Source organism: Corynebacterium mycetoides (genome assembly GCF_900103625.1).
GTDB lineage: Bacteria > Actinomycetota > Actinomycetes > Mycobacteriales > Mycobacteriaceae > Corynebacterium > Corynebacterium mycetoides.
This window is the reverse complement of the sequence record NZ_LT629700.1, coordinates 2,144,797-2,170,432: the sequence shown is the minus strand read 5'-3', so window position 1 is coordinate 2,170,432 and position 25,636 is coordinate 2,144,797. Positions and strand designations below refer to the sequence as shown.

The 25,636-nt window shown below is 68.1% G+C and carries 22 protein-coding genes; 9 read left to right on the top strand and 13 right to left on the bottom strand.

Annotated features, from left to right (window positions below):
- Positions 1–136: 136 nt before the first annotated feature.
- Positions 137–3,103, bottom strand: a complete 2,967-nt coding sequence (locus tag BLS40_RS10435; protein ID WP_092151885.1) for a UPF0182 family protein — start codon at positions 3,101–3,103, stop codon at positions 137–139.
- An 80-nt stretch (positions 3,104–3,183) separates the two neighbouring features.
- On the opposite strand from BLS40_RS10435, the gene BLS40_RS10430 reads away from it, so the two are divergent.
- Together BLS40_RS10430 and BLS40_RS11145 are read left to right on the top strand one after the other, a co-directional pair.
- The gene (locus BLS40_RS10430; protein WP_092151883.1) at positions 3,184–3,705 is read left to right on the top strand and encodes a PPA1309 family protein; all 522 of its coding nucleotides are present in this window, start codon (positions 3,184–3,186) and stop codon (positions 3,703–3,705) included.
- 24 nt (positions 3,706–3,729) lie between these two features.
- Complete coding sequence (locus BLS40_RS11145; RefSeq protein WP_197672616.1) at positions 3,730–4,332, top strand: hypothetical protein; 603 nt, start codon at positions 3,730–3,732, stop codon at positions 4,330–4,332.
- Here the strand turns inward: BLS40_RS11145 and BLS40_RS10420 are convergent.
- A complete protein-coding gene (locus BLS40_RS10420; protein WP_407922430.1) occupies positions 4,329–5,384 on the bottom strand; it encodes a YlbL family protein in 1,056 nt (351 codons plus the stop codon). The two genes, BLS40_RS11145 and BLS40_RS10420, sit on opposite strands and share 4 nt — an antisense overlap.
- A 180-nt stretch (positions 5,385–5,564) precedes the next feature.
- Here BLS40_RS10420 and BLS40_RS10415 point away from each other — a divergent pair, with 180 nt between their 5' ends.
- Positions 5,565–6,962 carry a zinc-dependent metalloprotease gene (locus BLS40_RS10415; RefSeq protein ID WP_092151881.1) on the top strand — a complete coding sequence of 466 codons (1,398 nt, stop codon included), beginning with the start codon at positions 5,565–5,567 and terminating at the stop codon, positions 6,960–6,962.
- 3 nt (positions 6,963–6,965) lie between these two features.
- On the opposite strand, the gene BLS40_RS10410 is transcribed toward BLS40_RS10415, so the two are convergent.
- Positions 6,966–7,475, bottom strand: a complete 510-nt coding sequence (locus BLS40_RS10410; protein WP_092152279.1) for a M48 metallopeptidase family protein — start codon at positions 7,473–7,475, stop codon at positions 6,966–6,968.
- 25 nt (positions 7,476–7,500) lie between these two features.
- Here BLS40_RS10410 and BLS40_RS10405 point away from each other — a divergent pair, with 25 nt between their 5' ends.
- Complete coding sequence (locus BLS40_RS10405) at positions 7,501–8,364, top strand: hypothetical protein (RefSeq protein ID WP_231908455.1); 864 nt, start codon at positions 7,501–7,503, stop codon at positions 8,362–8,364.
- A gap of 23 nt (positions 8,365–8,387) precedes the next feature.
- On the opposite strand, the gene BLS40_RS10400 is transcribed toward BLS40_RS10405, so the two are convergent.
- From BLS40_RS10400 to BLS40_RS10370, 7 genes are read right to left on the bottom strand one after another with little or no spacing between them, the layout of a single operon-like run.
- Positions 8,388–10,436, bottom strand: a complete 2,049-nt coding sequence (locus BLS40_RS10400) for an ATP-dependent DNA helicase UvrD2 (protein ID WP_092151879.1) — start codon at positions 10,434–10,436, stop codon at positions 8,388–8,390.
- Positions 10,426–11,526 carry a potassium channel family protein gene (locus BLS40_RS10395; protein ID WP_092151878.1) on the bottom strand — a complete coding sequence of 367 codons (1,101 nt, stop codon included), beginning with the start codon at positions 11,524–11,526 and terminating at the stop codon, positions 10,426–10,428. The genes BLS40_RS10400 and BLS40_RS10395 overlap by 11 nt, the downstream gene beginning before the upstream one ends.
- An 11-nt stretch (positions 11,527–11,537) precedes the next feature.
- Positions 11,538–14,813: an ATP-dependent helicase gene (locus BLS40_RS10390; protein WP_092151876.1), complete on the bottom strand. Its 3,276-nt coding sequence runs from the start codon at positions 14,811–14,813 to the stop codon at positions 11,538–11,540.
- A gap of 34 nt (positions 14,814–14,847) precedes the next feature.
- Complete coding sequence (locus BLS40_RS10385) at positions 14,848–17,898, bottom strand: ATP-dependent DNA helicase (RefSeq protein ID WP_092151874.1); 3,051 nt, start codon at positions 17,896–17,898, stop codon at positions 14,848–14,850.
- 18 nt (positions 17,899–17,916) lie between these two features.
- Positions 17,917–18,639 (bottom strand): hypothetical protein, encoded by a 723-nt coding sequence (locus BLS40_RS10380; RefSeq protein WP_092151872.1) that lies wholly within the window; start codon positions 18,637–18,639, stop codon positions 17,917–17,919.
- A 38-nt stretch (positions 18,640–18,677) separates the two neighbouring features.
- Positions 18,678–19,619, bottom strand: coding sequence for a DUF3152 domain-containing protein (locus BLS40_RS10375; RefSeq protein WP_092151871.1), 942 nt, complete (start codon positions 19,617–19,619; stop codon positions 18,678–18,680).
- Between the two features lie 22 nt (positions 19,620–19,641).
- A complete protein-coding gene (locus BLS40_RS10370) occupies positions 19,642–19,866 on the bottom strand; it encodes a DUF3107 domain-containing protein (RefSeq protein WP_092151869.1) in 225 nt (74 codons plus the stop codon).
- Positions 19,867–19,992: 126 nt separating this feature from the next.
- Here BLS40_RS10370 and BLS40_RS10365 point away from each other — a divergent pair, with 126 nt between their 5' ends.
- Positions 19,993–21,273, top strand: coding sequence for a DEAD/DEAH box helicase (locus tag BLS40_RS10365; protein WP_092152278.1), 1,281 nt, complete (start codon positions 19,993–19,995; stop codon positions 21,271–21,273).
- Positions 21,270–22,466 (top strand): Rv3212 family protein, encoded by a 1,197-nt coding sequence (locus BLS40_RS10360; RefSeq protein ID WP_092151867.1) that lies wholly within the window; start codon positions 21,270–21,272, stop codon positions 22,464–22,466. The genes BLS40_RS10365 and BLS40_RS10360 overlap by 4 nt, the downstream gene beginning before the upstream one ends.
- On the opposite strand, the gene BLS40_RS10355 is transcribed toward BLS40_RS10360, so the two are convergent.
- The gene (locus tag BLS40_RS10355; protein ID WP_092151865.1) at positions 22,463–22,924 is read right to left on the bottom strand and encodes a hypothetical protein; all 462 of its coding nucleotides are present in this window, start codon (positions 22,922–22,924) and stop codon (positions 22,463–22,465) included. The two genes, BLS40_RS10360 and BLS40_RS10355, sit on opposite strands and share 4 nt — an antisense overlap.
- Before the next feature lie 464 nt (positions 22,925–23,388).
- Between BLS40_RS10355 and BLS40_RS10350 the strand changes: the two genes are divergently transcribed.
- Together BLS40_RS10350 and BLS40_RS11395 are read left to right on the top strand one after the other, a co-directional pair.
- Positions 23,389–23,652, top strand: coding sequence for a WhiB family transcriptional regulator (locus BLS40_RS10350; protein WP_092151863.1), 264 nt, complete (start codon positions 23,389–23,391; stop codon positions 23,650–23,652).
- Between the two features lie 128 nt (positions 23,653–23,780).
- Positions 23,781–23,855 (top strand): 50S ribosomal protein bL37, encoded by a 75-nt coding sequence (locus tag BLS40_RS11395; protein ID WP_095066802.1) that lies wholly within the window; start codon positions 23,781–23,783, stop codon positions 23,853–23,855.
- A gap of 76 nt (positions 23,856–23,931) precedes the next feature.
- Here BLS40_RS11395 and BLS40_RS10345 read toward each other — a convergent pair whose 3' ends face one another.
- Positions 23,932–24,198 carry a zf-HC2 domain-containing protein gene (locus tag BLS40_RS10345; protein ID WP_231908454.1) on the bottom strand — a complete coding sequence of 89 codons (267 nt, stop codon included), beginning with the start codon at positions 24,196–24,198 and terminating at the stop codon, positions 23,932–23,934.
- Positions 24,198–24,773: a sigma-70 family RNA polymerase sigma factor gene (locus tag BLS40_RS10340; RefSeq protein ID WP_092151861.1), complete on the bottom strand. Its 576-nt coding sequence runs from the start codon at positions 24,771–24,773 to the stop codon at positions 24,198–24,200. The genes BLS40_RS10345 and BLS40_RS10340 overlap by 1 nt, the downstream gene beginning before the upstream one ends.
- A 57-nt stretch (positions 24,774–24,830) precedes the next feature.
- On the opposite strand from BLS40_RS10340, the gene BLS40_RS10335 reads away from it, so the two are divergent.
- A complete protein-coding gene (locus BLS40_RS10335) occupies positions 24,831–25,625 on the top strand; it encodes a VOC family protein (RefSeq protein ID WP_092151859.1) in 795 nt (264 codons plus the stop codon).
- Positions 25,626–25,636: the final 11 nt, after the last annotated feature.

The window sequence follows — 25,636 nt, the reverse complement described above, 5'->3', positions numbered from 1 at the left end:
CGGGTGTTATGTAATTCACCTGCTGCCTTAGCGGTTTGCACTGCATCGGCAACGTGTCCCAACTATAGTGACTGGCCCAGTAAACGCCAAATCCCCTGGAGAGGGCACTTTCTCCCCAAGGGATGGCGCCTGCCGCCTACTGGTTCAGGCGCTGGTATTCCTGCACTGCCCGGTCGAGCGCGTCAAGCGCCGCGCCGTACTCCTCGAAGGAGCCGTCGCGCGCGTTGTCCAGATCCCTCAGCGCCGTGTCGATGCCCCTCAGGGCCTCGTCAGCGCTTCCGCCACCGGCGTCCGTAGCGCCCGGTGCCGTCGGGGACGCCTGGTCCTGCGCATCCCGGATGGCGGCGGAGTCCTCGCCCACGATATCAATGTCCTGGGCCGCGGCGGAATCGATGCCAACCTGGCTCAGCGCCTGCGAAATCGTCGGGGCGTAGCCCACCCGGCCCTGGTAGAACACGAGCACGCGCAGCAGCTTGGGGAACGCCGATTCCTGGTCCTTACGCTGCGAGTACACGGGCTCGACGTACAGGATCTCACCGCCGCCGACGGGCAGCGTGAGCAAGTTGCCGTACTGCATGTCGTTGGTGCCCTCCCACAGCGTGCGGTCACGCGCCACCTGGTCGGACGACATCAACGCGTCCTGCGCCTGTTTCGGGCCCTGCGTCTGCGTGTTCGTGGGTAGCACGCGCACGGTGATGTTGCCGTAGTTCTCGGGGTCGGACGCCACGGTCATGTGCGCCGAGAGGAACTCGCGGTTGAGGCCGCGGAACGGCGTGATCAGCTGGAACGACGGCTCTTTCGTCTCTGGGTCGGAGGCGACGATGTAGTAAGGGGGCTGGTTGAGCTCCTGGCGGCCCTCGGGCGCGGTCGGGTCGTTGGGCACGGACCAGAAGGCGTCGTTGTTGAAGAACACGCCCGGGTCGTCGACATGGTAGCGGGCGAGCAGCTCGCGCTGCACCTTAAACAGGTCCTCGGGGTAGCGCAGGTGCTCGCGCAGCGAGTCGGAGATTTCACTAGCCGGCTTCACCGAGCCCGGGAAAACGCCCATCCACGCCTTGAGCACGGGGTCTTCCTCGTCGAACGCGTACAGCTCCACCGTGCCGTCGTACGCGTCCACCGTCGCCTTGACGGAGTTGTGGATGTAGCCCAGGTTGTTGTTCACCAGCCGCTGCGTCGTCCCGTCGGGGTTGAGCGCGTCCTGCGTCGTATCCTCCATCGACGTGCGGGTGGAGTACGGCAGCTGGGACAGGGTGGTGTAGCCGTCCACGATCCACTTCACCTGGCCGTCGATCACCGCCGGGTAGGTGGTGGAATCGGTGGTCAGCCACGGGGCGACTCGCTCGACGCGCTCGCGCGGATCACGGTCGTAGAGGATCTCCGAGGAAGGACCGACACGATCCGACAGGATGAAGTTGAGCTCCTGGTACTTCAGCGCGTAGGCGGCGCGGTTAAACCAGTTGCCCAAGTTCACGCCACCCTCGCCCTGGTAGGTGTAGCTGGCGTTGTCCGTGTCGTACTCGACCGGGCCCTGTCCGTTATCGCCGACGATGGCGTAGTCCAGGCCGTCGTCGGCGGAGGCGATCACGGGGCCGAAGTAGATGCGCGGCTCGTCGACCTTGATGCCGAGCTGCTCCGCCTCGTCGCTCTGCGCCGCGATCGCGTTGGTCTGCAGATCCGACACCGTGAAGATGGGCAGCCCGCCGCGGGTCGAGCCAGCGTCCTGGGCGGCCTCGTCCACCGTGTTGGCCTGCGCCGCGATAAACCCGTTGCCGTGGGTGTAGACGGTGTGGCGGTTAATCCAGTCGCGCTGGTTTTCCCGAAGCGCGTTCGGGTCCAGCTCACGGGCGGCAACGACGAAGTCGCGCATCTCGCCGTCGACCTCGTAGCGGTCCATTGCCAAGGTGTCCGGGAACCCGTAGAAGTTGCGCAGCTGCTGGTTCTGGGTGAACGTCGGCGCGATGATGTCCGGGTCGAGCAGTCGGATGTTAGCGATCGTCGCCTCGTCGCTGGCCACCTGCTCATCCGAGACGTCTTCGGCGCCCCAGTTGTCGAGGTACGTCACGTGGTCGTCGCTAAGCCCGTAGGCGTAACGGGTGGCATCGATGTTGCGGCCGATGTACTCGAACTCTTTGGCCTGGCGGTTCGGCTTGACCGAGAACTGCTCGAGTAGGGCCGGCCACACGCTGCCGACCACCAGCGAGGACACCAGCATGAGCACGGTGGCCAGCACCGGGATGCGGAAGTCCTTGAACACGATGGAGGCGAAGAACGCCGCGGCGACAATGACCGCGATGACCATCAGCACGATTTTGGCGGGGAGGGAGGCGTTGATCGCCGTGTAGGACGCGCCGGTAAAGATGTCGTTTTCTTGGTAGAGCAGCGTGTAGCGCTCCAGCCAGTACGTGAGCGCCTTGAGCAGCATCCACAGGCCCGCCGTCACGGCCAGCTGAATCCGCGCGGCGCGCGAGATGTAGCCGCGCGCGCCGGCGACGTTGGAGCCGATGCGGATCCCGCCAAGCAGGTAGTGGGCCACCAGGCCGACGAGGAACGCGACGACGAGAAGCGTCGACCCCATATTCACAATCATCGAGATGCCCGGCAGCGCGAAGGCGTAGAAGCCGAGGTCGCGGCCGAACTGCGGGTCATTGATACCGAAGCTGTCGCCGTTGAGCCACAGCATCACCGTGCGCCACGCCCTCTGGCCCGCGAGGCCGGAGAAAGCGGCGACGATCAGCGGAACCCACACGAGCAGCGAGCGGACCCCGGACTCGATCTGCGCGCGGTACTGCGCCGTCGGCGACGTGGGGTCGGCGGCCAGCGCCTCCCGCGCCCCCTGGGGCCGGTTGCGCCACGCGAACATCGCCGCCGCGTACGCCACCACCCCGCCGAGGACCGCAAACAAGAGGAATAAGACGATGCGGGTGACAAGCACCTTGCTGAACACTCCGCGGAAACCAAGGTTCCCGTACCAGAGCCAGTCCGTGTAGATTCCGACCCCGAGAGGGACCAGAAACAGAATCACACCAAGGACCGTGAGCGTTGCCACGAGCCCTGATCTGTTCTTTTTCGCGCCTGGCTGCGGCTGTGTTAGGCGGGTAGCCAATCCTGCTCCTTAAAAATTTGTTGCACCGATATGTGTGTAGCCTAAGTTGTCCAACGTTAGTGCTACCGGAAAGGTTCCCCATGTTCGAGCAGCAGGCGCTGAACAAGGCGATGATGGAGGCCGTGGAGTTCGTCCACGCCGAAGGGTGGGATGCGGGCCCCACCCTGTTCGCACTTGTCCCCACCACCCTGTTGATCGACCAGCTCGACCCCGACGCCAGCGACTCCCCCCTCACGCTCGTCGTGCAGGACCTGCCCGAAACTATCCTGCCCGGCTCGGAGGAGCTCGCCGAATACGTCGCCCGTCTCGCGTGGCCGCGCGAGGTCGAAGGAGTCGTGCTCGCCCAGGAGATCTCGTTTGTCGACTCCTCCGCCCCCGCCGACGGCCCCCGCCCGGCGCGGCTTTTCTCCGGCGTCTTGCGTGACGACGACCTGGAGCTCACGCTTCTCCAGCTCCGCCCCAGCGAGGAGGAGCTGGAAGAGCGCGGCCCATTCGCGCAAGACGACATCGATCTGCGCGGTGGCCCCGGCGTAGCGCCCAACGTCACCGCCGCCCTGCGCTACGGCCTAGAGCAGGAGCCCGACGACGATGCGCTGGGGTAGACTGCCTGAGGTAGTCTGCGGAGTATGCAACGCATCTCAACCTCCGTCGCCCTCATCGCGCTGACCGCCCTCGCGGGGCTGACGGCGTGCTCCAACCAGGGCGACGGAGAGGCCCCGGAGACGCTGGTGACATCGGAGACATCGGAGACATCGGTGGTGCCGGCGACTACGTCCACGGAGGCGTCGACAAGCGAAAGCTCGGCCGAAACGACCGCGACGACCGCGACGACGAAACCCGACAAGGACGCCGCGGCCGTAGACGTAGTGGCAGAACGCTTCTCCACCCTTGCCCCGAAGGAGCTGTTCGAGGAGTTCGACACCTGCATCTCCGTGGACATGGAAGGTTCCTACGACTGCTCAGGCGCCACGGTGGGGCAGTTCCAGTTCTTCGACTCCGACGCCAAGGCCGCCTCCACCACCCAGCTGCTCACCGAGCTGCGCAGCTCCCGGGTCGTCGAGGACACCGGGGACCGAGTTGTCGGCTGGTCCACCCTGGGCACCTCCGCGATCATCACGGTGGTGGACAACACCACGGGTCAAGTCATGCAGCAGCTCATCTCGACAGATCAGCAGGACCCGCGCGAGAAGATCTACGAACTCGGCCTCGCGGAGCCGGAGGCCGCCTAACTGCAGGTGCGCACGTCGCGGCCGGAGCTGAAGTCCTCCATGGCGGCGACGGCGTCGTCAAGCGTGGCGACACTGGCCACGACCATGTCCCCGGCGTCCGCCGTCGCGGCCTCCGCGCAATTGCCCTCCGGGGCGAGGAAGAGTTCGGCGCCGGCATCGCGCGCGCCCTCGATCTTGTGCCCGATGCCGCCGATGGGCCCGACCTCGCCGTCCTCCGCGATCGTCCCCGTGCCCGCGACGAAATGGCCGCCGTTGAGGGCACCCGGTGACAGCTTGTCGATCACGGCCAGGGAGAACATCAGACCCGCGCTGGGTCCGCCGACGTCGTTGAGGTTGTATGTCACCGAAATGCCGCCCGCGGGCTCGGACGTCATCAAGATCCCCAGCTGGGGCGTCGTGTCACTGTCCGCGGCCGCGCCCAGCGTCACCTCCGACTCCCGGGTCCGCCCGTCGCGCTCGACGCGGATGGTGACGGAGTCCCCTGGTGCCTTCGCCAGCACCGCCTCCTGCACCTCCCCCGGCTTCGTCACCGCCGCACCGTCGACGGCGACGATGACGTCGCCCTGCTCCAAGACCCCCGCCGCGGCGGACTCCGGGACGACGTCGTGCACGACCACGGTGGTGGGCAACCCCAGGAAGTTCATCGCCGCCACGGTCGCGGATGCCTCAGACGCGACGAAGGCGGCCTCGTTGAAGTGATTGAACTCTTCCTCGGAGACGTCCGGCGGCACGACCTGCTGCAGCGGGACGAGCGTGTCTCCCGCGCCCAGCCATCGGCCCAGCGCTTGCGCCAACGTCATGTTGGTCCGCACGGACACCGTGGTCATGTTGAGGTTTCCCTCGGTGCTGTCCGTCTCCACCCCCTCGACGTCCACCACCGGGGTGCCGTCGATCTCCGCCAGAGTGTTAAACGTCGGGCCCGGCCCCTGCGCCGCGTACGGCACGGTGAGGGAGACATCCGTAAACGGGATATGGTCCACGGACAGAGCGAGCGCCAGCGCACCCACCGGAATCGCCCCCCAGACGAGTGTGCTCCAGCGCCGGTGGCGCACCGCAGCCGGTTCCGTGGGTTCCGTGGGTTCCGTGGGTTCCGCAGGTGCCGTTGGTTCAGTCACGGGGCAACATCTTATCCCAGCGGCCGGGCGGCGCCCCCAGGCGTTGGCTCACGGCGTTCGCTGACAGCGTTCGGTTAAGGCCGCCCCGTTCCATTTGGGCGACGGTAGTGTGGTCGTATGAGCAACGGATTCGGTTTCTCCTTTCCCAACAACGACCCGGACGACGAGAATAACGAGAACAAGTCGGACGGCAATGGGTCCGGCAACGAAAACAACCCGTTCGCAGCTTTCGGCTTCAACTTCGGCGGCGCGGGCAACAGTAATCCGGGCAACCTGGGCGACATCCTCAACCAGTTCGGCCAGATGCTCTCCGGCATGGGCACGAGCTTTAACAACCGCCCCGAAGGCGAGGCCGTGAACTTCGATCTCGCTCTGCGCGTGGCGCGTCAGCGCATCAAGGACACCTCGCCGGTGCCGTCCACCGACACCACCGCCGTCACCGAATCGCTGCGCCTGGCCGACCTGTGGATTGACAACGCCACCGCGCTGCCGGCCTCCTCTGCCCGGGCCGTGGCATGGAACGCGGAGGACTGGCTGTTAAACACCATGCCGATGTGGAAGCGACTGGTCAATCCCGTTGCGGAGCACATGAACCGGGCGCAGCTGGACTCCATGCCCGAACAGGCACGCGAGATGATGGGTCCGCTTGCCGGGATGATGAACTCCATGAACTCCATGAACTTCGGCATGCGGCTGGGCCACGCGCTCGGGGATTTAGCACAGCAGGCGCTCACCGGCACCGATTTCGGCCTGCCCGTCGCCCCCTCCAGTACCGCGGCCATCCTGCCGAAGAACGCCGCGTCCATCTCCAACGGTCTCGGGGTGCCCAGCCAGGAGGTGCTGGTCTACATCGCCGCCCGCGAGGCCGCCCGCCAGCGGCTGTTCACGCACGTGCCGTGGCTCGTCGAGCGCCTCGTGTCGTCCGTCGAGGAGTACGCGGCCGGTCTCGAGATCGACACCTCCCACATCGAGGAGATCGCCCGCAGCCTCGACCTCGAGTCGGGCGACCCGCAGCAGATTCAGGAGAAGCTCGGGCAGCTCCAGGGCATGGACCTCTCCCCGCGCGTGACCTCCCGCAACGAGCTCGCCACCTCCCGGCTCGAAACGCTGATCGCGCTCGTCGAGGGCTGGGTCGACGTCGTGGTCGAGCAGGCGCTGGGCGAGCGCATCCCGTCGACACCTCAGCTGGCCGAGGCGTGGGCGCGCCGCCGCGCCACTGGCGGGTCTGCCGAGCAGGCGTTTGCCACCATCGTCGGCATCGAGCTCTCGGCGCCAAAGGTGCGCGAGGCGGCCGAGCTGTGGCGCCGCGCCGATAACGCCGTCGGGCAGGAGCGCCGCGACCACGTGTGGGATCACCCCGACTTCCTCCCCACCGCCGAGCACCTGGACAACCCCGCCGCATTCATCGACACGCTTCTCGACGACTCCACCGACACCGACTTCGACGAGGAGCTGGCGAAGCTGGAGGAGGAACTGCGTTCCCAAGACGACGGGGACGACTCCGAGGACGAGTAGCGCCTACCGCCCGAAGCGCTGGTACGCCTCTAGGTAGCCCTTGGCGCGCTCGGCCTGCGGGGCCTGGTCGGCCAGCTCCCAGAACTGCGGGGAGTGCTCCGCGACGATAGTGTGGGCGAGCTCGTGGACGATCACCGCGTCCACGACATAATCCGGCACCTGCTTGAGCCGGTCGCTGATGCGGATCTCGCCCGTGCCGACGGTGCAGGACCCCCAGCGGAGGTTCTGCCTGCTGGACCACCGGATCGTCGAGAAGCGAGCCCGCCCGGCGAGCACCTCCCGGTTGAGGCGCTCGGCGCGTGCCGTGAGCTCGGAGTCCGTGCGGTGGGACGTCGACGTCTTGCGTTGCACGCGGGCGAGCATCTCCTCGACGGCGTCGCGCTCCTGCTGGGCGCTGAAACTCGCGGGGATCCGCACCTCGACAACTCCGCCGACGAGCCGGGCCTGCACGGTGCGCGTGCGACGCGCCGAGCGGATCACCCGCACGGCGTGCTCGGGCTTCTCGGGTGGCATGACAGGCGATTGTAGCTGTGTTGAAATGGGGCGCGTGCAGCTCACCCCAGCCTCCGTCATCCGCTTCGCCCCCGGCGCGCGGGTGTTCGCGCGTGGCCGCGGCGTGCTGCAGTTCGGCATTGACGCCACGCGCAGCGGGATCGTCGAAACGCCGCTTGCCGACGCTCTCGTGCCGGCGCTCAGTCTCCTGACTTCGCCGGTCACCCTCGGCGAGGTCCTGGGCGCACTCGCCGGCGCGGACATGGACCCCGCCGCCGCCCGCGCCCTCATTGACGACCTCGCGGCCTTCCGGATCGTCGTCGCCGACTCCTCCCCGCGCGTCCTGCTCATGGGCAGGGGCCCGCTCGCCGATGCTCTGTCGGCGCTCCTGCGCTCCGCCCACATCTCCGTGCGCACTCCGCTGCCGACTGAACCAGCGGCACGGACGCTGCACGCCGTGGACCCGCATATGCCGATCGTGTTTGTGGACCAGCTCCACCGGTACCGCGACCTGGCGAAAAGCGCGCGGCACTTGAGCTCGACGATGCTGCCCGTCTCCGCGGTGGACGCGCGCGTGTACATCGGGCCCGTCGGCGCTGGACGGTCGGGCCCGTGCCTGTACTGCGCCCACCTGTACCACGCCGACCGCGACGACCAGTGGGAGCACGTGGTGGCGCATCACGCCGGCGGGCAGGCCAGCGCTGATCCCGGCACCGATCCCGTCGTCGTGGCCGCGGGCGCCGCCGCGGCGGCGACGGTCGTGCGCCGGATCTGCGGGGTCCCCGACCCTCCGGGCGTTTCCGCTCCCCCGCCCGAGCGCGGGATGATGGTGGTGGCCGATCCGTTCGGGCCCACACCCCTGGCCCGCACGGTGCTCGGCCCGCACCAGGGATGCCCCGTGTGCTACTGACTACCGACTACTTACCCGGCGACCTACATAAACGGTGACAGTGTACTGAGCACGCCGTGGCCGAACTTCTCCACCTTGACGGGCCCGACCCCCGAGATCCCCAGGAGGTCCGCCTCTGACGACGGCATCGTCTCGGCGATGGCCAGCAGCGTGGCGTCGGAAAACACCATGTAGGCGGGGTGGCCCGCCTCGCGCGCGACGTCCAGGCGCCACGCCTTAAGCGCCAGAAACGCGTCCTCGTTGTACTCCGGTTCGCAGTCCGCGTGCCGTCCGAGGGATTTCTCCGCCGGGGTGTCCAGCGGATTTCCGCACACCCGGCAGTTCTTCGCGCGCTTCAGGCGGTCGGGGGATTTTTCCACCTCGAGCTCCGGGGCGATGCCGTCGAGGAACCGGGTGCGGGTGCGCGACTTGCGCCCGCCCTCCTGCCGGGCGAACGACCACGACATGTGCAGGTGCTCCCGGGCACGGGTGACGCCGACGTAGAACAGACGGCGTTCCTCCTCGATCTGCGCGTCGCCCGCCTTGATCGCGTGCGAGATCGGAAGGGTGTTTTCCACCAGCCCGACGAGGAACACCGCGTCCCACTCGAGCCCCTTCGCCGCGTGGAGGCTGGCGAGTGTGACCCCGTCCACACTCGGCGGCTGCTTCGCGTCGGCCCGCTGGCGCAGCGAGCGCAGCACGTCGGGCAGGTTCGTGGCCTCCCTCGAGTTCACGATCTCCTCGATCAGATCCACCAGCGCGCTCAGCGTTTGCCAGCGCTCGCGGGCCTGGGCGCCCTCGGGCTCCCGCGGCGTGAGGCCGAGCGGGGCGAAGGCCGCGCGCGCGACGGCGACCGGGTCGTCCGGCAAGTCCTGCCGGCGGGCGGCGGCGATGAGCGTGTTGATGGCCTCCCGGATCTCCGCGCGGTGGAAGAACCCCTCCCCTCCCCGCACCTGGTAGAGGATGCCGGCGTCCGCCAGCGCCGCTTCGAACGCGGCGGACTGGGCGTTGATGCGGTAGAGCACGGCGATCTCGCGTGCGGGCACGCCGGCGCTGATAAGCCCGCGGATCGCCTGCGCCACCTCGCGGGCCTCCGTCGGCTCGTCGTCGTGGGCGGCGAACGTGGGCGCGGGGCCAGGCGGGCGCATACCCTTGAGCTCGAGGCGCGTGCCGGCCGCGCGCCCCGTCGCCTTGGAGATCACGGTGTTCGCCAAATCCGTGACCTGCGGGGTCGAGCGGTAGTCGCGCTGCAGCTTGACAACGGTGGCGTGATCGTACGTGCGGGAGAAGTTGAGCAGGTAGTCGGGGGTGGCGCCCGTGAAAGAGTAGATGGTCTGGTTCGCGTCGCCCACCACCGTGAGGTCGTCGCGCTGGCCCAGCCACCCCTCGAGCACGCGCTGCTGGAGAGGGGTCACGTCCTGGTACTCGTCCACCACGAAGGTCTGGTACTGGCTGCGGAACTCTTCCGCGACCGCGGGGGCGTTTTCCAGCGCGCCGGCGACGTGGAGCAGGAGGTCGTCGAAATCCAGGAGCATCCCCTCGGGGCTCGTCTTCGCCTCCTCGTAGAGGCGGTAGACCTGCGCCACCTTTGCCGGGTCCGCCGGAGGCGTGCGTTTCGTGCCGGCTACCCGCTCGGCGTAGTCGTCGGCGCCGATGACGGACGCCTTCGCCCACTCGATCTCGCCGAGCAGGTCGCGCACCATGTCTTTACCGGTGTCGAGCCCGGCGGCGCGCGCGGCTCGTCCCACCAGCGGAAACTTGTTGTCCAGCATCCGCCACGGCAAATCCCCGGCGATCTGCGGCCAGAAGTAGCGCAGCTGGCGCAGCGCGGCGGAGTGGAAGGTGCGCGCCTGCACGCCGCCGATGCCCAGGGTGCGCAGGCGGTCGCGCATCTCGCCCGCCGCCCGCTGGGTAAACGTCACCGCGAGAACCTTGTTGGGTGAAACCACAGACGTGTCGATCATGTGGGCGATGCGGTAGGTGATGGTGCGGGTCTTGCCGGTGCCCGCGCCCGCCAGAATGCACACGGGGCCGCGCGGGGCGGTGGCGCCGATGCGCTGGTCGTCGTCGAGAAGCGAGAGATCAATTGTCATTGGCGACCTCCGTCCGGGTGTGCACCTCGCGGGTGTGGCGCACATAGAGGAGCCGGTCGCCCGGCTCGACGGTCTCGGCCTCGGGCGAATCGATGCGGTACAGCTCACCGGAACGCACGACGCCCAGCACGATGTCGGCGAGGTGGCGCGGGTTCGCCCCGACCTCGTCGTCGCCGATGGGGCGCTCCGCCACGGCGAAGCCCTCGTCGGGGCTGAGCAGGTCCTCCATCATCGCCACCACCGGCGGAGTGACCGTGGCAATGCCCAGCAGACGCCCCGCGGTTTCCGACGACACCACGACCGAATCCGCGCCGGACTGCAGAAGCAAATGCTGGTTTTCGCTCTCGCGCACGGACGAGACGATCATCGCGCTCGGCGCCAGCTCGCGGACGGAGAGGGTGACCAGCACGGCCGTGTCGTCGCTCGACGGCGCGACCACCACGGAGCGGGCCCGGGTCACCCCCGCGATCTTGAGCACGTCGGACTTCGTCGCGTTGCCGTGCACCGTGACCAGTCCGCGCTTCTCCGCCTGCGCGAGGACCCCGGCGTCCTGGTCGACGACGACGATGGTGGACGGCGACGCGCCGTCGGCAAGCAGGGCGTCGATCGCCGAGCGGCCCTTGGTGCCGTAGCCGATCACGATGGTGTGGTTGCGCACGGTTCTCCTCCACTGCTGGATCTGAAGGGTTTTGCGGGAGTCCTCCGTCAGGACGGACAAGGTGGTGCCGACGAGCAGGATCAGGAAGGCGATGCGCATCGGCGTGATGATGAAGATGTTCATCAGTCTCGCGCCCTGAGTCACGGGCGTGATGTCGCCGTAGCCCGTCGTGGACAGCGAGACCGCAGCATAATACAGCGCGTCAATGAACGTCAGGTCCTCGGAGTAACCGTCCCGGTCGAGGTAGACAATCACGGACACGGCGATAATGAGCACGGTGGCGTAGAAAAACCTGCGCAGCATGATGGCCCACGGGGTGGCGCGCTCGGCGTTGGGAATGCGCACGACGTCGATCAACGTGTGCACGGGCGCGCTGCTGACGTCGGCGTCGGCGCGGAACTGGTCGCGCCACCTCGACCCCAGGGGATTCATGCGAAAGCTTCTCACTGCTCGAACTCTATCCCCTCGGCGGCGGATTGCTGAAGCAGCGCTTCCAGCTCGGCTCCGTCCGGCAGGTTCGCGGGGGCGTAATCCTCCCCGCTGCGGACGTAGAAGAACACAGCGCGCACATCCTTGCCATCGCCGACGCTGCGGCGCCACGCCTCCGCGTACACCGCGAGCTGGAGTTTGGCGCTCTCCATCTGCGCGGGCGGAGGTTTGGTTCCCGTCTTCCAGTCCACCACCGTCCAGCCGTCCTCGTCCTCGAACACCGCGTCCATGCGCCCGCGCACGACGGACTGGCCCAGCGCGAGCTCGAAGGGGTGCTCGACGTAGGCGGGGGTCCGGCTCGCCCAGTGGCTCGCCTCGAAGTTGGCCTTGAGCTGCGCGAGCGTCTGCGTGTCGACGCCCGCTTCGTCAGCGCCCGGGAGCTCGTCCTCGCTCAGGAGCGGGCGCGCCCCGTAGAACTCTTCGAGCCACTGGTGGAACGCCGTTCCCCGCTTGGCGTACGCGTTGGGTTTGAAAGGGACCGGGCGCCGTGCGCGGCGGGCGAACTGCTCGGGGTCTGCGCTCAGCGCGACGATGTCGGATGCCGTGAGCTCGCCGGGCAGCACGACGGGCACGGCCGCGCTCGCGGCGGCGTCGTGTTCCTCGATCAGCGCTGTCGTGTCGCGCTCCCACAGCTCGAACAGTTCTCCCTGCGACAGCCCCGGCAGGTCCGCCATCGCGGCGCCCACCGCTTGGGCAGCTTCCGCGTCGCGGGGATCGGCGGCCAGATGGGGCCATATGCCTTCCTTGGCTGGCACGGCGGCGCCGGCGTCGGCTTCCGTCTCACCCTCACCGTCACCCTCGAACCACTGGGCCACGCAGTCCTCGGGCACGAGGTCTCTTAACGCGAGGAGGTGTGCGTAGGGTTCCTCCACCTTCTTGCGCCCCGGTTTCTTGGCGGAGCCCGTGACAATGAGTTTCCGCTCGGAACGGGTCAGCGCGACGTAGAACAATCGGGCGGACTCCTCGTCGAGCTTCGCTCCCGAGGTTTTGATGTACCCGTTGGCCGCCTTCGCGAACTGTGTTCTGTCCTCCGCATCCGCGAAGGCGTCGAACTCCTCGTCGGGCACCAATTTCGCCTGGGTGAGGAATGTCGAGTTCCGCGACGCGTACGTCTGCCGGTCGGCCCGGATCACCGCGACCGTGTCCCACTCCAGCCCTTTGGCCTTGTGGGCGGTGAGGATTTGCACACGGTCGTCGCGGACCGGCACGGCTCCCGGCGTCAACCCGCCCTCGTGGTCGCGCGCCAGCTCGAAGTACTCCAGCAGCGCGTTCAGGCTGGCACCCGGATAGGTAGACACCTCCTCCAGCAGGCGGTCGAGGTGCACTGTGCCTGTCGACGAGGGGCGCGCCAGCACCTCCGTGCGGATCCCGAAGACGTCAATGATGTCCGCGAACACGTCGGCGAGCCGCTTGCCCAGGGAGTGCGTGCGCAGCCACCTGAGCTTGGAGGCCACAGCCTGCATCCGGGCGAGCCCTTCCTCCGAGTAGCGTTCGGGCTCCCCGAGGTCGGCCACCGCATCCGTCAAGCCGGCGGGGGCGTCGGCCCCGGCGGTGATCCTCTGCGCCTCCTCCACGGCCTCGGCGAGCTGGTTGTGCAGCCGCTCCATCGGGTCGGTGAGATCTGCGTGCCCGGTGTCTTCCGTGTCCTCGGAGCGAGCACTTCCGCGCAGGTTGCCCGCCCGCTGCGCGAGGGCGCTGAGATCTTTCAGCCCGAGGCCGACGGCCGGGCCGGACAGGATGCGCAGTGCGGAGGCGGAGTCGCCGGGGTTGACAAGCATGGAGGCGACGGCGACGACGTCGGCGACCTCGGGGACGTCGAGAAGCCCCGCGAGCCCGACGATCTCGTACGGAACGCCGCGCAGCTCGAGGGCTTCGGCGACCTCCGGGGAGGTCCTGTTTGCCCGCACGAGGACGGCGGCGTTGAATATCTCCCCGGTTTCCCGGGAGTTCTCGTACTGACGGGCGAGGTCGTCGGCGACGAAGTCGATTTCCTCCTGCTCATGCTCGAAAAACGCGATCTGCACGTCGCCGATGGGCGCGTGCGGCCGCGAGCTCAGCGCGGCCACTGCTCGGGCGGGGCCCGTGCCCAGGAGCGCATCGGAGACCAGGTTCGCCATGTCCAGCACGTTGGGCGGGTTGCGCCACGATGTGGTGAGCTGCCTCTTCGGGGCGGTCGAACCATCCGGGCACGGAAAGTCCTCCACGAACGCGGCGAGGTTTTCGGCGGTCGCCCCCCGCCACCCGTAGATCGCCTGCATCGGGTCGCCCACGGCAGTGACGGTCAGCGGATGCGCGGCGCCGCCAGCGGCGTCCCGGTTCTCGCCGAACAGACTCCGCAAAAGGATGCGCTGCGCGTGGGAGGTGTCCTGGTACTCATCAAGCATGACCACCCGGAAGCGCTGGCGCTGGGATGCGCCGACCATGGCATGGTCGCGGGCGAGCTGCGCCGCCACGGACATCTGCTCGTTGAAGGTGACAACCCCCCGCGCGCGCAGCTGCTTGCCCAGCTCTTCGAGGATGGGCAGGTAGTTGCGCCGGAGCTCCTGCGCATCCCGCCATTTCGCCATTTCGTTGGTGAATTTTGCAGGGTCCCCCTTTCCCGGCAGGGACTCCGTCTCAGCGAGGAAGATGTGGGACTGCTCCTCGATGAAGGCGGGCTCCACCAGCGAGTTGCCCATGGACGACATGAGCCCCAGCACGTCCGAGATCACGGTGGAGACCGCGGGGTTCTTCCCCGACGCGGTCACGAGCTGGCCGCGGTAGTCAAGCACCACCTCACGGGTAATCGCGTGGAGCTCTGCGTCCGTGATCAGGCGGGCGTCTGGTTCGACGGGAACGAGCAGGCCGTATTCCCGGACCAGGTCGCCGGCGTAGGCGTCGTAGGTGGAAATCGTCGGCGCGACAACGCGGAGGGATTCGGCTAATTCACCCGTGGGGTCGAGCCGGCGCAGCAGGGAATCGTTGTCCGCGAGGACGCCGAGCCGGTTGCGGATCCGCTTGCCCAGCTCCTGCGCTGCCTTGCGGGTAAATGTCAGCCCGAGCACCTCCTCGGGCCGGGCGTAGCCGTTGGCGACGAGCCAGACGACCCGGGCCGCCATCGTTTCGGTCTTTCCCGCTCCCGCGCCGGCGACGACGAGGAGGGGCCCCGGCGCCGCGCCGATGACGTCCGATTGCTGGTCCGTCGGGGGGTACTCCTGCCCGAGGTACTTCGACAGCAAGGTCGGCGACATCGCAGGCCGCGGCGAGTCAGCGGCGCTGTTTAGTTCAGACACGGGTAACCACCTGTCCTTCGGGTTGAACGGGGCACAAGGCGCGGACGGCGCACCTGTCACAGTGGGGGCCGGTGGCCGCCACCAGCTCAGGCCCCGCCATGCGTGCGGGCAGCGGCGCGATCATCTCCGCGAACTCACCGAGGCGCTCGGCGTCCTTCGGCGCCTGCTGCCTCTTCGCCGCCGCCCCGCGCGATTGCGCTTTCGGGTACAGCAGCATCGCCCCGCCGATCTCCGCGGGGGTGTCACCGGGGCCCGCGGTGACAACGCTCGTCCCGTCCACCACCCCCCGGGAAAGCGCCAGTTGGTACGCCTCGAGCTGCGTGTTGTCCTCCGCGCTCGCCTGCGATGGAACCGAGGCAGATGTCTTCAAATCCACGACGTGCAGCGCCCCGCTCGCGTCCCGCTCGATCCTGTCGGCGCGACCGATGATGCTCAGGCCCGGGGCCACCTCGACGTTGATGTCCGCCTCGACGGCGACCTGCTCGAAGGTGCCCCGCGAGCTCGTGAGCCACTGGTGGGCGCGCACGAGCATCGCCTCGAACTCGGCGACGTCTCGGTCGAGTTTCCACGCGGGTGCGTCATCGGCGGTCCGGCGCGCCTCCATCACCGCCTCTCTGGCCGCGGCCTCGTCCGCTCCCCTGCCGACCGCTTCGAAGTACGCATGCGCCATCACTCCCCACACCATGTGCAGGGAGGAGTCCAGCTGGACCATCCGTTGCAGCACCTCGCGCATCGGGCAGGCCAGGAGGCTCTCGATGCGCGACGGCGACAGCCGGGTGGGTATGCGCAGGGACTCCGACGTGGACACGTCGGTCGTGGTCCACCATTCGGACGGGTGGGCGCCGGCGACCCCGGCCGCCGCGAGGCGCGCGAGCTGGCGGGAGGCCTGCCTGCGCGTTGCCTCCGACGAATTGTCCGACGTCACCGCCCGGCGCAGTTCCGCCAGGATGTCGGCGGTGGAGAGCAGCCGCACCGACACCGCGCCGCCACCTCTGGCGACCAGGTCGCCTCCCTGTGTCGTGGCGCGCGCGGGTTCGCCGCCGAGCCGCGCCGCGAAATCGTCGACGAAGCGGGATGGCTGGACCACCTCGTCGCCTTCTACCCCGTCCACCGCCACGACGAGAAGGGACTCGGTCGCCCTGCTCGTGGCCACGGAAAACAGCCGCTGTTCCTCGGACAGGCGCTCGGTCTTCCGGCTCACCGGGATGGAGGGATCCACGCCGTTGTCGAGGAGGTCCACCAGCTGCTCCTGGCCGAACATCGTGCCGGTCTCCGACAGGGTGGGCCACTCCATTTCCTGCACGCCAGCGACCACGACGTGCTTGAACTCTCGCCCCACCGCGCCGTGGGCTGTCAGCAGCGCCACGGCGTCCGGCTTCGCCGTGCGGCGGTCTCGCACACCCGTGGGTAGCTCCTGCTCGGAGATGAAAGACACAAACCCCTCGATGCCCGCGTTCACCCGGCGCTCCGTGAAGTCCCCCGCGGCGTCGAACAGCGCCATGACCGCGTCGAGGTCTTGGTCCGCCTGTGAGCCGGATGCCCCGCCGCGCAGCGCGGCGGCGAGCAACCTTGTGGACAGTCCCGTTGCGTTCCACACCGCCCAGAGGACTTCCTCCACGCTCCCGCCGGCGAGCGCGTCGCGCCCGGCGTCAATGACGCCCTTGGCGTGCGTGAGGATGGACAGTTCCCGGTCGGTGAGCACCGAGCCGAAGTCGGGCAAAGAATCCCCGGAGACGAGCAGCCCGCGGAGGGTGTCTTCCGCGCGGTCGTCCGGGCGCCAGCGGCGCAGGCCGCGCAGCAACCTGCGCAGCGTCACCGGGTCGGTCCCTCCCACGGGGCCGAGCAGGAGCTCGCGCCACTGCGCCGCGGTCAGTTCCTCTGTCAACGCCCGCAGGCCGAGCAGGAGCGCGGCGACGATGCGCTGCTGACCGAGGACAACATCGGTGGGGTTGAGTACCACTGGCACGCCCGCCTGCAGCAGCGCCCGGCGCACCGGCTCGAGCTTTCCCGTGGAGCGGACGATCACCGCCATGTCCCGGTAATCCACCCCGTCCTCGAAATGGGCGCGGCGCAGCTCGTCCGCGATGAGCGCCTGTTGGGTCGCCAGGGTGTCGCACACGACCGCTGCCCGCGTCGGGGCGCGGCGTGACTCCCCCAGGTCAATGACTTCGTGCGGCAGCCCGCCCATGTCCCGAAAGAACGACGGGCTGGCGCCTCTGAAGTGGAACACGCTCTGCTGCAGGTCTCCCCCGACGACGCCGACTTCGGCGGCGGCGAGCAACCGGCGCACGAGCTCCGCCGACGCGGGATCGAGGTGCTGCGCGTCGTCCACGACCACCGTGTGCCACCGGTCCGGCACCGTGGTGGCCAGCACCGCCGAGGCCAGTTCCGACGCGCTGATGGAACGTGCCGGGTTAAGTGCCATGACCTGCTGGTACTCGCGCAGGAACTGCCCGGCCGCGGACCAGATGGGGCGGTTGTGCGCCCTACCGAGCCGCTCGAGGTCGTCCGGGGACTGCCGCCTCTCGACGGCGCGCAGCAGGAAGTCACGCAGCTGCCGGGCGAAGCCCAGCATGGGCAGGGCCGGGCGCAGCTCCTCCGGCCATGAACCTCTCCCATCCTCAACGTGTCCCTGGAGCAGCTGGCGGATCACCGCATCCTGCTCGGCGCCGGAGATCAGGCGGATGTTCTCGCCCGTCTCCTGCCGCAGCAGCGCGAACGCCAGGGAGTGCACGGAGCGGACCAGCGGCTCGTCGATGACGAAACCGGAGGCCGCAAGCCTATCCGAAAGCTCCACCCGCAGGCGCGCGCCGGACTCCTTCGACTCGGTGAGCACCAGGATCCCCCGCGGGTCCGCCCCGCCCTCGACGGCGCGGACCACCGTATCCACGAGGAAACTCGACACACCCGATCCTGCCTCGCCGGTGACCTTCCACGACCCGCTTTCGGGGAGGTTGTGGGGCCACTCGCGGCGCGTGTCACGCCGCGTGCGCGCGACGAGATAGGCGCGGGGGGTCGCTGGGTTGAACGCTTCTGCCACCATGGCCCTGATTCTGCCAGGCTAGGCAGACACCAGCAGGTCCCGCACGCGCGCAAAGTTCGCACTATTGTTCGATTTTGCCGGAAGCGTATCGTCGAGTGCCTCCCGGAAATCCACGGCCCTTCCGGCCAAGGAGGACAAGTCCGGGATGTGCGCCCACCGGGAAACCACCCGGTCGTCGACGGCGTTGTTCAGGAGGGCGTCGACAAGCGCAAGCGCTGCCGTGTACCCCAGCGGGCGGGGCTCGACCGAGGGGACGATGTCCGTCAGCACCGGGGGCAAAGCGCCGGAGAAGACGCAGCACGCGAGGAAATCCAGGTGGGCGACGCCCGTGGCAGACTGCTCGGGCGAGCCCGTCCAGTCGTCCCAGGCGGCCCTGTCCGCCTCGGCCCACACGTCTGTCCGCTCCACCGCAGGCGGCGCAACGTCCGCCATCGCGGTGTCGAACGCCAACGCCGCGGCGATGGCCTCGTCAGCCCGGGCGGCGGGGGCGCCCTCCATGAAATCGTTGGCCTTAAACCCGCCGACGACGACGCGGCCGTCGGTCGCCCTCACGGGCCGCGCCACCAAGAGGCCCGGCGAGGAGAATCGCTCTCGCACCTTCGCGGACCACGCCGAGGTCGACGTCGCTGGCGCGACGACGACGCGCTCAAAGCGGGCCCCGTGGTCCCACGGCGCCCCCACCTGCACAGGTGTAAGCCCGTCGAGCTGGAAGGCCGCCAGAACGTGCTCCGGAATCATCATCGGAATCTCCTCCCCCTTAAAAGCTGGTGTCGCAAGCGTCAGAGCACTGCCGGGCGCGGGTAAGGCCACGGGTTCGCCCGGCAGGTTTCATCGGAATCCGGGTACACCTCGTCGTGGTCCAAGCTGTGCAGCTCGCCGTTATTCAAGCTGAGCGTCTGCTGCATCATGATCGGGGCGAGTTCCCCGGTGGCTGGGCACGCGACGTGCTCCGCGAAGCCCAGGGCGTGCCCCACCTCGTGGTTAACCAGGTACTGGCGGTAGCTTCCCAGGTCGCCCTGGAAGGGGGCCGCGCCGCGCACCCAGCGGGCCTCGTTGATCACCACCGTGCTCTCCCCGGTGGCCATGCTGCGGCAGCTGGTTTCCAGGCCGAGGCTCCCGCCGCAGTTCGTCTTCGTCGTACCCGGGGAGGTGAGGCGGATCCGCAGGTCGGGATACTGGTCGCCGGCGACGTGCTCGAATCTGAACCGCGGGTCGCTCGTCCACCCGCGGGGGTCCGCCAGCGTGGCGTCGACAAGCGAGGCGAAAGCGTCGTCGCCGCCGTACTGGCTCGTGTCCAGGCCGTTTTCAACCTCGACCACGAAGCGCAATGTCAGATCTTCCCCGGCTCCGACCGCCATCCCCGGGACACCCACCTGGCGGTACGTCCCGTCCCCGTCCTCGGTGAAGGGACCGCCGGGCGGCAAATCCTCGAGCCCCGGCGTGCCCTCGGGCAGCTCCGCGGGCACGCGCGGCAACTCGCTGCCCTCGCCTGCCCCGCCGTGCTCGCGACCGTGCTCCGTAGTGGCCTCCTGGGAGGCGGGGGCGGCCAGAGCCGCGTCATCCGGGTTCGCGAACATATTCGCGATGACGAGGACGGTAATCACCGCCAGCACAGGAATGGCGTAGGCCCTCCACCCGTACTCGCGGACGAAGCGCGCGAAGAACGACTCCTGCACGCGCTTCGGCTGCGGTGCCGGCGGATGGGGGCGCCTGTGGGTCATGGGAACCTAACCTAGCCGTCGCCTATCGCACGAAGCCAACCGAGCGCGCCGTGGCGCTGCCGACTTCCACGTACGCAATGCGGTCCGTGCGCACGAGGAACTTGCGGCCCTTGTCATCCGCGAGGGTCACCGTGGGCTCGCCCTGCGCGATCGCGCGGTCAACCTGAGCCAGCACGTCGTCCTGGGACTCGTTGCTGGAAACGGTAAGTTCGCGCGGGGTGTCAGAAAGTCCGATTTTGATATCCATGGGCTGGTTTCACTGTCCTTATCTCTATAGCTGTATAGCAGTCGGGCCCATTGTATCGGTCGACGCTAAGATAGGCGCGTGCCCCACCGAGCCCACATTGCTGCCGAGGCGGAAACCACCGCCGAAATCGCGGGCGCCGCCGCCGCGGCGACGCCGACGTTTGCGCAGCTCGGAGTGGCCGTCGAAATCGTCGAGGCGCTGGCGGAGCAGGGCATCGTCCACACCTTTTCCATCCAGGAGCTCGCCGCGCCCCTGGGGTTGGCGGGCAAGGACATCATCGGCCAGGCGCGCACCGGCATGGGCAAGACGTACGCGTTCGGGGTCCCCCTGCTGGATCGCGTGTTCGACGACGCTGACGTCGAGGAGCTCGACGGCACTCCGCGCGCACTTGTTATCGTTCCCACCCGGGAGCTGGCAGTCCAGGTGGGCGAGGACCTCGTCCGCGCCGCCAAGCACACACCCGTGCGCGTGCTCACCATCTACGGGGGCCGCCCGTACGAGGCCCAGATCGAGGCGCTGGAATCCGGTGTGGACGTCGTGGTGGGAACCCCGGGCCGGCTCCTCGACCTGCACGGGCGCGGCGATTTGCGCCTGGATCGCGTGGCAGTGCTCGTGCTCGACGAGGCCGACAAGATGCTGGACCTGGGCTTCCTCCCCGACGTGTCTACCCTGTGGGCCGCGCTGCCGCAGCGCGTGCAGTCGATGCTGTTTTCCGCGACGATGCCGGGCGCGGTTCTCACCTTGGCCCGGTCGATGATGAACCGGCCGGTGCACATCCGGGCGGAGGCGGCGGACACCCCGAGCACCCATACGACGACGCGCCAGGTGGTGTTCCGCTCGCACCGCATGGACAAGCCCGAGGTCACCGCCCGGATCTTGCAGGCGCGGGGTCGTGGCAGAACGATCATTTTCACGCGCACCAAGCGCACCGCCGCAGACGTCGCCGAGGACCTCGCCGCGCGCGGCTTCACCGTAGGCTCCGTGCACGGAGACTTGGGCCAGTCTGCCCGCGAGCGTGCCCTCGAGGCTTTCCGCGCCGGGGAGGTGGAGACCCTCGTCGCCACAGACGTCGCCGCCCGCGGCATCGACGTGGACGACGTCACCCACGTGATCAATTACCAGACTCCCGACGATCCCATGACCTACGTCCACCGCATCGGTCGCACGGGCCGCGCGGGCAATTCCGGCACCGCGGTGACCCTCGTCGGCTTCGACGAGGCCGGCAAGTGGTCCGCCATCAACTCGGAGCTCGGGGTGGGCGACGCCACTCCCCCGGAGTGGTTCTCCACCTCCCCGGAGCTCTACGAGGCGCTGGATATTCCCGAGACCGCCAGCGGCAGCGTCGGCCCCGCCACCACCGTTTACGGGGGCGCCGTCGAGCGCCGCCGAGAAAGGAAGCGCCGATGAATACTGGGACTCCCGCGCAGGGGCCCACGCGCGGCGACGCGATCGCGGCCGCAGTCGTCGCCGTCACCTCGATCGCCCTGGTCGTGGCGGCGATCTTTTCGGCCCCCATCCGCTCCGCCGAGCTCTCCCCCGCCGCCGAGGAGTGGGAGGCCTCCGCGAGCTTGTCGACGCCCCCGGCAACGCTGACCGAGACCCTGCGCATCCCGGACACCTCGCCCGGGATGACCCCGGTTGTTGCCGAGGGGCTCATCATCACCCACTCCGGCGACACGTTGCGCGCCACCTCGCCTACGGGTGAGACGGTGTGGACGTACACGCGCGACCTCGAGCTGTGCGCGCTGGATCAGGCGTGGGGCAAGGTCGTGGCCACGTACCGCGGCAACGCCGGGTGCGGCGACGTTGTGGCCTTCGACGCGGGAACCGGGCAGTACGCGGGCACGCGTTCTTCCGTGGCGCCCGACACGGTGACCGGCATCAGCTCGAACGACCGCGTCGGCTACGTCGGCTCAGGCAGGGTCGAGCTGTGGCGCTCCGACCTGGTCCGCACCGTGGAGTACGGCCACGTGGAGGCCCCCCAGGAGGCGGGCATGCAACCGAACCAGTGCACCATCACCTCCGCGCTGACACGGAAGGAACTGCTGGCGGTGACGGAGCAGTGCGACGACGGCGCGTGGCTGAGGCTGCAGGAGACCACCCCGGAGGATTCGCGCAAGCCGGAGATCCACTCCAGCATCTCCATCGACCCAGGAGCCTACCTGGTGGCGGTGTCCCCCACGGGTGCGGCGGTGTACGACCCCGCCGGCGACGTGCGCGCCTACGACGAGGACGGCCAGAGCACCGCCGTGAGCCAGGGTGTCTCGCTCGCGGGCGGCGGGTTCGCCGCGGGAAGCGTTTCCGATCTCCCCCACCACATGAGCTATTACGAAAACGGGACGCTCCTCCTCTTCGGACCCAACGACCTCAACGTCACGGGATCGTTTTCCGGGGCGCTCGGCCCGGGCTTCGCTGCCGGCGACCGCCTGCTGTTCGCCGTGCCCGGGGGAATCGCCGTGGCCAACTGGGACTCCAACGAGGTCGAATCGGTCGTGCCGGTGGACCGCGCCGGCTATTCGGGGGATGTCGGGGCGCGTGCCGCGGGCCACGCGGTCGCAGAAAAGCGGGGCGAAGAAGTCGTCGTACTTTCCGCCGGCTAGACCTGCTTCCGGCGGGCCTCGTAGCGCGCGTTCCAATACTCGACGGCCACCGGGTGGAACGCCCCGGCCAGCGCGAGCACCGCGGAAACCGCCGTCACGGCACCCAGCAGGATGGCCCCGCCGCCGAACATGTAGACCGCGACGCCGAGCAGGATCGCCTCGATCAGCACGATCGCTCCCCTGCCCGACGGCCGCCCCGCAACAGTGCGCCATGCGTGGAAGGCCACGAACCCGAAAATGATAAGCAGGAACACCGCGGTGCCGATACCCACGTAATTCGTCGCCGCTGAGTCGGACTCCAGGCTCGAGGTCTCGGTGCCCCTCACATTCGCCACGACGAGCCAGACGGCGTAGGCGAAGGCGGCGAGGCATTGCACGAGGACAACGGCCGCCCCGAATCTGATGATCGCGGGTACGGCATGGCCGGAGACGAGGCGCGGGTTCTGTTTCTCAGTCACAGCGGATAGTCTATCCGCTGGTTTTTCTCCCAGGGCGAGGGCGAACGATTTGACCCGGCGACCCGCGCCGTGCCTTGGGTGCAGGGTCCATTGTCGCAGGTTACGGGCCCACCGGCCGCGCTAGATTTCGTTGGTGCGGACCAATCCGAGCCGCCAGACATGAATTAATATTTATGATCCCTGTCACATTTTCGCCCCTACCCCTAGCGAAGTTCCGGTGAACGTGCAATTATTCTCGGGTAGCAAAAACGACGGGCTGGTTACCTAGCCCTTAACCCCGGGCCACCACAGGGTTAACAGCAGGAAAATGGATGACGGACCCCGGCATCACTGGGAATTACCGCCCGGCTCCTGCGGAGTTGAAAAACGCTTTGCACTCCAGATCATCTGGGGCGAATTTGTGGTGCGCGCACGACAGTACGAACACGAAACACACTGATTACGACGTAGAAGGAGCATTGACCATGGATTGGCGCCACGAAGCCGTCTGCCGCGACGAAAACCCCGAACTGTTCTTCCCCGTCGGTAACTCCGGCCCCGCACTCGCCCAGATCGCACAAGCCAAGCTCGTGTGCAACCGCTGCCCCGTGACCTCCCAGTGCCTCAAGTGGGCCCTCGAGACCGGACAGGACGCCGGCGTGTGGGGCGGCCTTTCCGAGGAGGAGCGCCGCGCCCTCAAGCGCCGCCACAAGCAGCTGGCCCGCAACCGCGCCCGCCTTACGGCGTAATCGCGCTCGGCGTAATCGCGCTCGGCGTAATCGGCTCACCCGATTTCTGCGCGCCCCTGCCGGGGCGATACAGTGGGAAGCCACGTACCATTATTTCCCCTACAAGCCCACGAGGACAAGGAGGCACCATGAGCAAGCGTGGTCGTAAGCGGAAGGACCGCCGCAAGAAGAGCGCCAACCGCGGCAAGCGCCCCAACTCTTAAAAAACCAAAAGAAAGCGCCCCCCTGCCAGTCTCCTGGCACGGGGGCGTTTTTGGTGCCCGAACCCCGCCCCGGGCGCTACCCGCGGTAGCGTACCTCGGAGACGGAGACGGTGGTAATGGAGGCGATGATGCTGTCCCGTAGCCGATCCGGCGCGTGCGCACTGCCGCAGCAGTCCTGCACAATCGTGCGCGCCGCCAGCTCGTTTTCGTAGCGGCTGAAGCACTCCGGGCAGGCCGCGATGGCCTCCCGGATCTCCGCCGCGCGCTGCGGGGTCGTCCCGGAGTCCAGCAACTCGCACAACATTCGGTGCGCGTCAGCACACTTGTTGCAGTCAGTGCCCATTACTTTTTCTCCTCCAGACCGATTCCCTGCTCGTTTGCCACATCTTTCAACATCGAGCGCAGCTGTTTTCTTCCCCGGTGCAGACGGGACATCACCGTTCCCAGCGGAATGTCCAGCGCTTCGGCGATTTCCTTGTACGCCATGCCATCGACGTCCGCCATGTAGACGACCATGCGGTAATCCTCGTTCAGCTCGTCGAACGCCTCGGAGATACGGCCGTTGGGCATCCCCTTGAGCGCCTCCACCTCGGCCGATTCCAGCCCCGTCGGGTCGTGCGAGCTCGTGGTGTAGAGCTGGTGGTCAGTCATGTCGTCGGTGGACGTCTCCAGCGGGCGGCGCTGCTTCTTGCGGTAGGTGTTGATGTAGGAGTTCGTCATGATCCTGTACAGCCACGCCTTGATGTTGGTTCCGGGCTTGTAACTGTCGAAGGCGTTGTACGCTTTCAGGAACGTATCCTGCACCAGGTCCTCCGCATCCTGCGGATTCCGCGTCATCCGCAGCGCGCCGCCGTAGAGCTGGTCCAAAAGCGGCATCGCCTCCTCGGTGAAGCGCCGTTGCAGGTCGGTGTCAGCCATGGGAGCAATTGTAGGGCACGCCACGCGAAGGCATGGCGTGCAGCTAGGCTGTGGACCATGCAACGCCTCGTCCCCACCGTGTGGTGCGCCGACAACGCCGCCGACCTCGCCGATTTCTACGCCTCAGCCCTCCCCGACGCCCGCCGGGGCGAGACGTTCACCCTCGACGGAACGGCGGTCAGCTGCGATGTCGAGGTCGCGGGTTTCACCATCAGTTTCCTGAACGGAGGATCGGAGCGCGACATCACGCCGTCGATAAGCTTCTTCCTCAATTTCGCACGCGATGAGCTCGAGCTTCTCGACGCCACCTTCGAACGCCTCGCCGCCGGAGGCGCGGTACTCATGCCGCTGGGGCAGTACGACTTCAGCCCCCGCTTCGCCTGGGTGGCCGACCGCCACGGCGTGAACTGGCAGCTGACCGTGGCTGACCGCGACGAGCGGGTTACCCCGTGCCTGCTGTTCGCCGGCGAGCAGTACGGAAACGCGCGCGCGGCGACCGACCTCTACGTCTCCACCCTGCCGGACTCCCGCGTGGTCTTACAGCCCGACGCCGGCGACATCCACTACTCCGAGGTGGAAATCCTGGGCCAGCTCTGCGTTATCCAGGAGTCCGACCCGCACACTTTCAGCTTCACGGAAGGCGTCTCCCTGTTGGCGCTCGCCTCCGACCAGGGTGAGATCGGCACGTGGTGGGAGGCTCTCGCCGCGCAGCCCGGCAGGTGCGGCTGGCTCACGGACCCGTTCGGCCTGAGCTGGCAGATCGCGCCGGCGAACTTCCGCGAACTGCTCTCCCGCCCGGGTGCGGGCGAGAAGCTGGCCGGCATGGGCAAGCTCATCGTCGCTGAATTCTAGAGCGGGGGAAC

Bases quoted from the DNA above. Each gene is read 5' to 3' on its own strand.
- BLS40_RS10430 (WP_092151883.1), top strand. From the start codon at position 3,184: ATGTTCGAGCAGCAGGCGCTGAACAAGGCGATGATGGAGGCCGTGGAG.
- BLS40_RS11145 (WP_197672616.1), top strand. From the start codon at position 3,730: ATGCAACGCATCTCAACCTCCGTCGCCCTCATCGCGCTGACCGCCCTC.
- BLS40_RS10415 (WP_092151881.1), top strand. From the start codon at position 5,565: ATGAGCAACGGATTCGGTTTCTCCTTTCCCAACAACGACCCGGACGAC.
- BLS40_RS10410 (WP_092152279.1), bottom strand. From the start codon at position 7,475: ATGCCACCCGAGAAGCCCGAGCACGCCGTGCGGGTGATCCGCTCGGCG.
- BLS40_RS10405 (WP_231908455.1), top strand. From the start codon at position 7,501: ATGGGGCGCGTGCAGCTCACCCCAGCCTCCGTCATCCGCTTCGCCCCC.
- BLS40_RS10400 (WP_092151879.1), bottom strand. From the start codon at position 10,436: ATGACAATTGATCTCTCGCTTCTCGACGACGACCAGCGCATCGGCGCC.
- BLS40_RS10395 (WP_092151878.1), bottom strand. From the start codon at position 11,526: ATGAATCCCCTGGGGTCGAGGTGGCGCGACCAGTTCCGCGCCGACGCC.
- BLS40_RS10390 (WP_092151876.1), bottom strand. From the start codon at position 14,813: ATGTCGCCGACCTTGCTGTCGAAGTACCTCGGGCAGGAGTACCCCCCG.
- BLS40_RS10385 (WP_092151874.1), bottom strand. From the start codon at position 17,898: ATGGTGGCAGAAGCGTTCAACCCAGCGACCCCCCGCGCCTATCTCGTC.
- BLS40_RS10380 (WP_092151872.1), bottom strand. From the start codon at position 18,639: ATGATGATTCCGGAGCACGTTCTGGCGGCCTTCCAGCTCGACGGGCTT.
- BLS40_RS10375 (WP_092151871.1), bottom strand. From the start codon at position 19,619: ATGACCCACAGGCGCCCCCATCCGCCGGCACCGCAGCCGAAGCGCGTG.
- BLS40_RS10370 (WP_092151869.1), bottom strand. From the start codon at position 19,866: ATGGATATCAAAATCGGACTTTCTGACACCCCGCGCGAACTTACCGTT.
- BLS40_RS10360 (WP_092151867.1), top strand. From the start codon at position 21,270: ATGAATACTGGGACTCCCGCGCAGGGGCCCACGCGCGGCGACGCGATC.
- BLS40_RS10350 (WP_092151863.1), top strand. From the start codon at position 23,389: ATGGATTGGCGCCACGAAGCCGTCTGCCGCGACGAAAACCCCGAACTG.
- BLS40_RS10345 (WP_231908454.1), bottom strand. From the start codon at position 24,198: ATGGGCACTGACTGCAACAAGTGTGCTGACGCGCACCGAATGTTGTGC.
- BLS40_RS10340 (WP_092151861.1), bottom strand. From the start codon at position 24,773: ATGGCTGACACCGACCTGCAACGGCGCTTCACCGAGGAGGCGATGCCG.
- BLS40_RS10335 (WP_092151859.1), top strand. From the start codon at position 24,831: ATGCAACGCCTCGTCCCCACCGTGTGGTGCGCCGACAACGCCGCCGAC.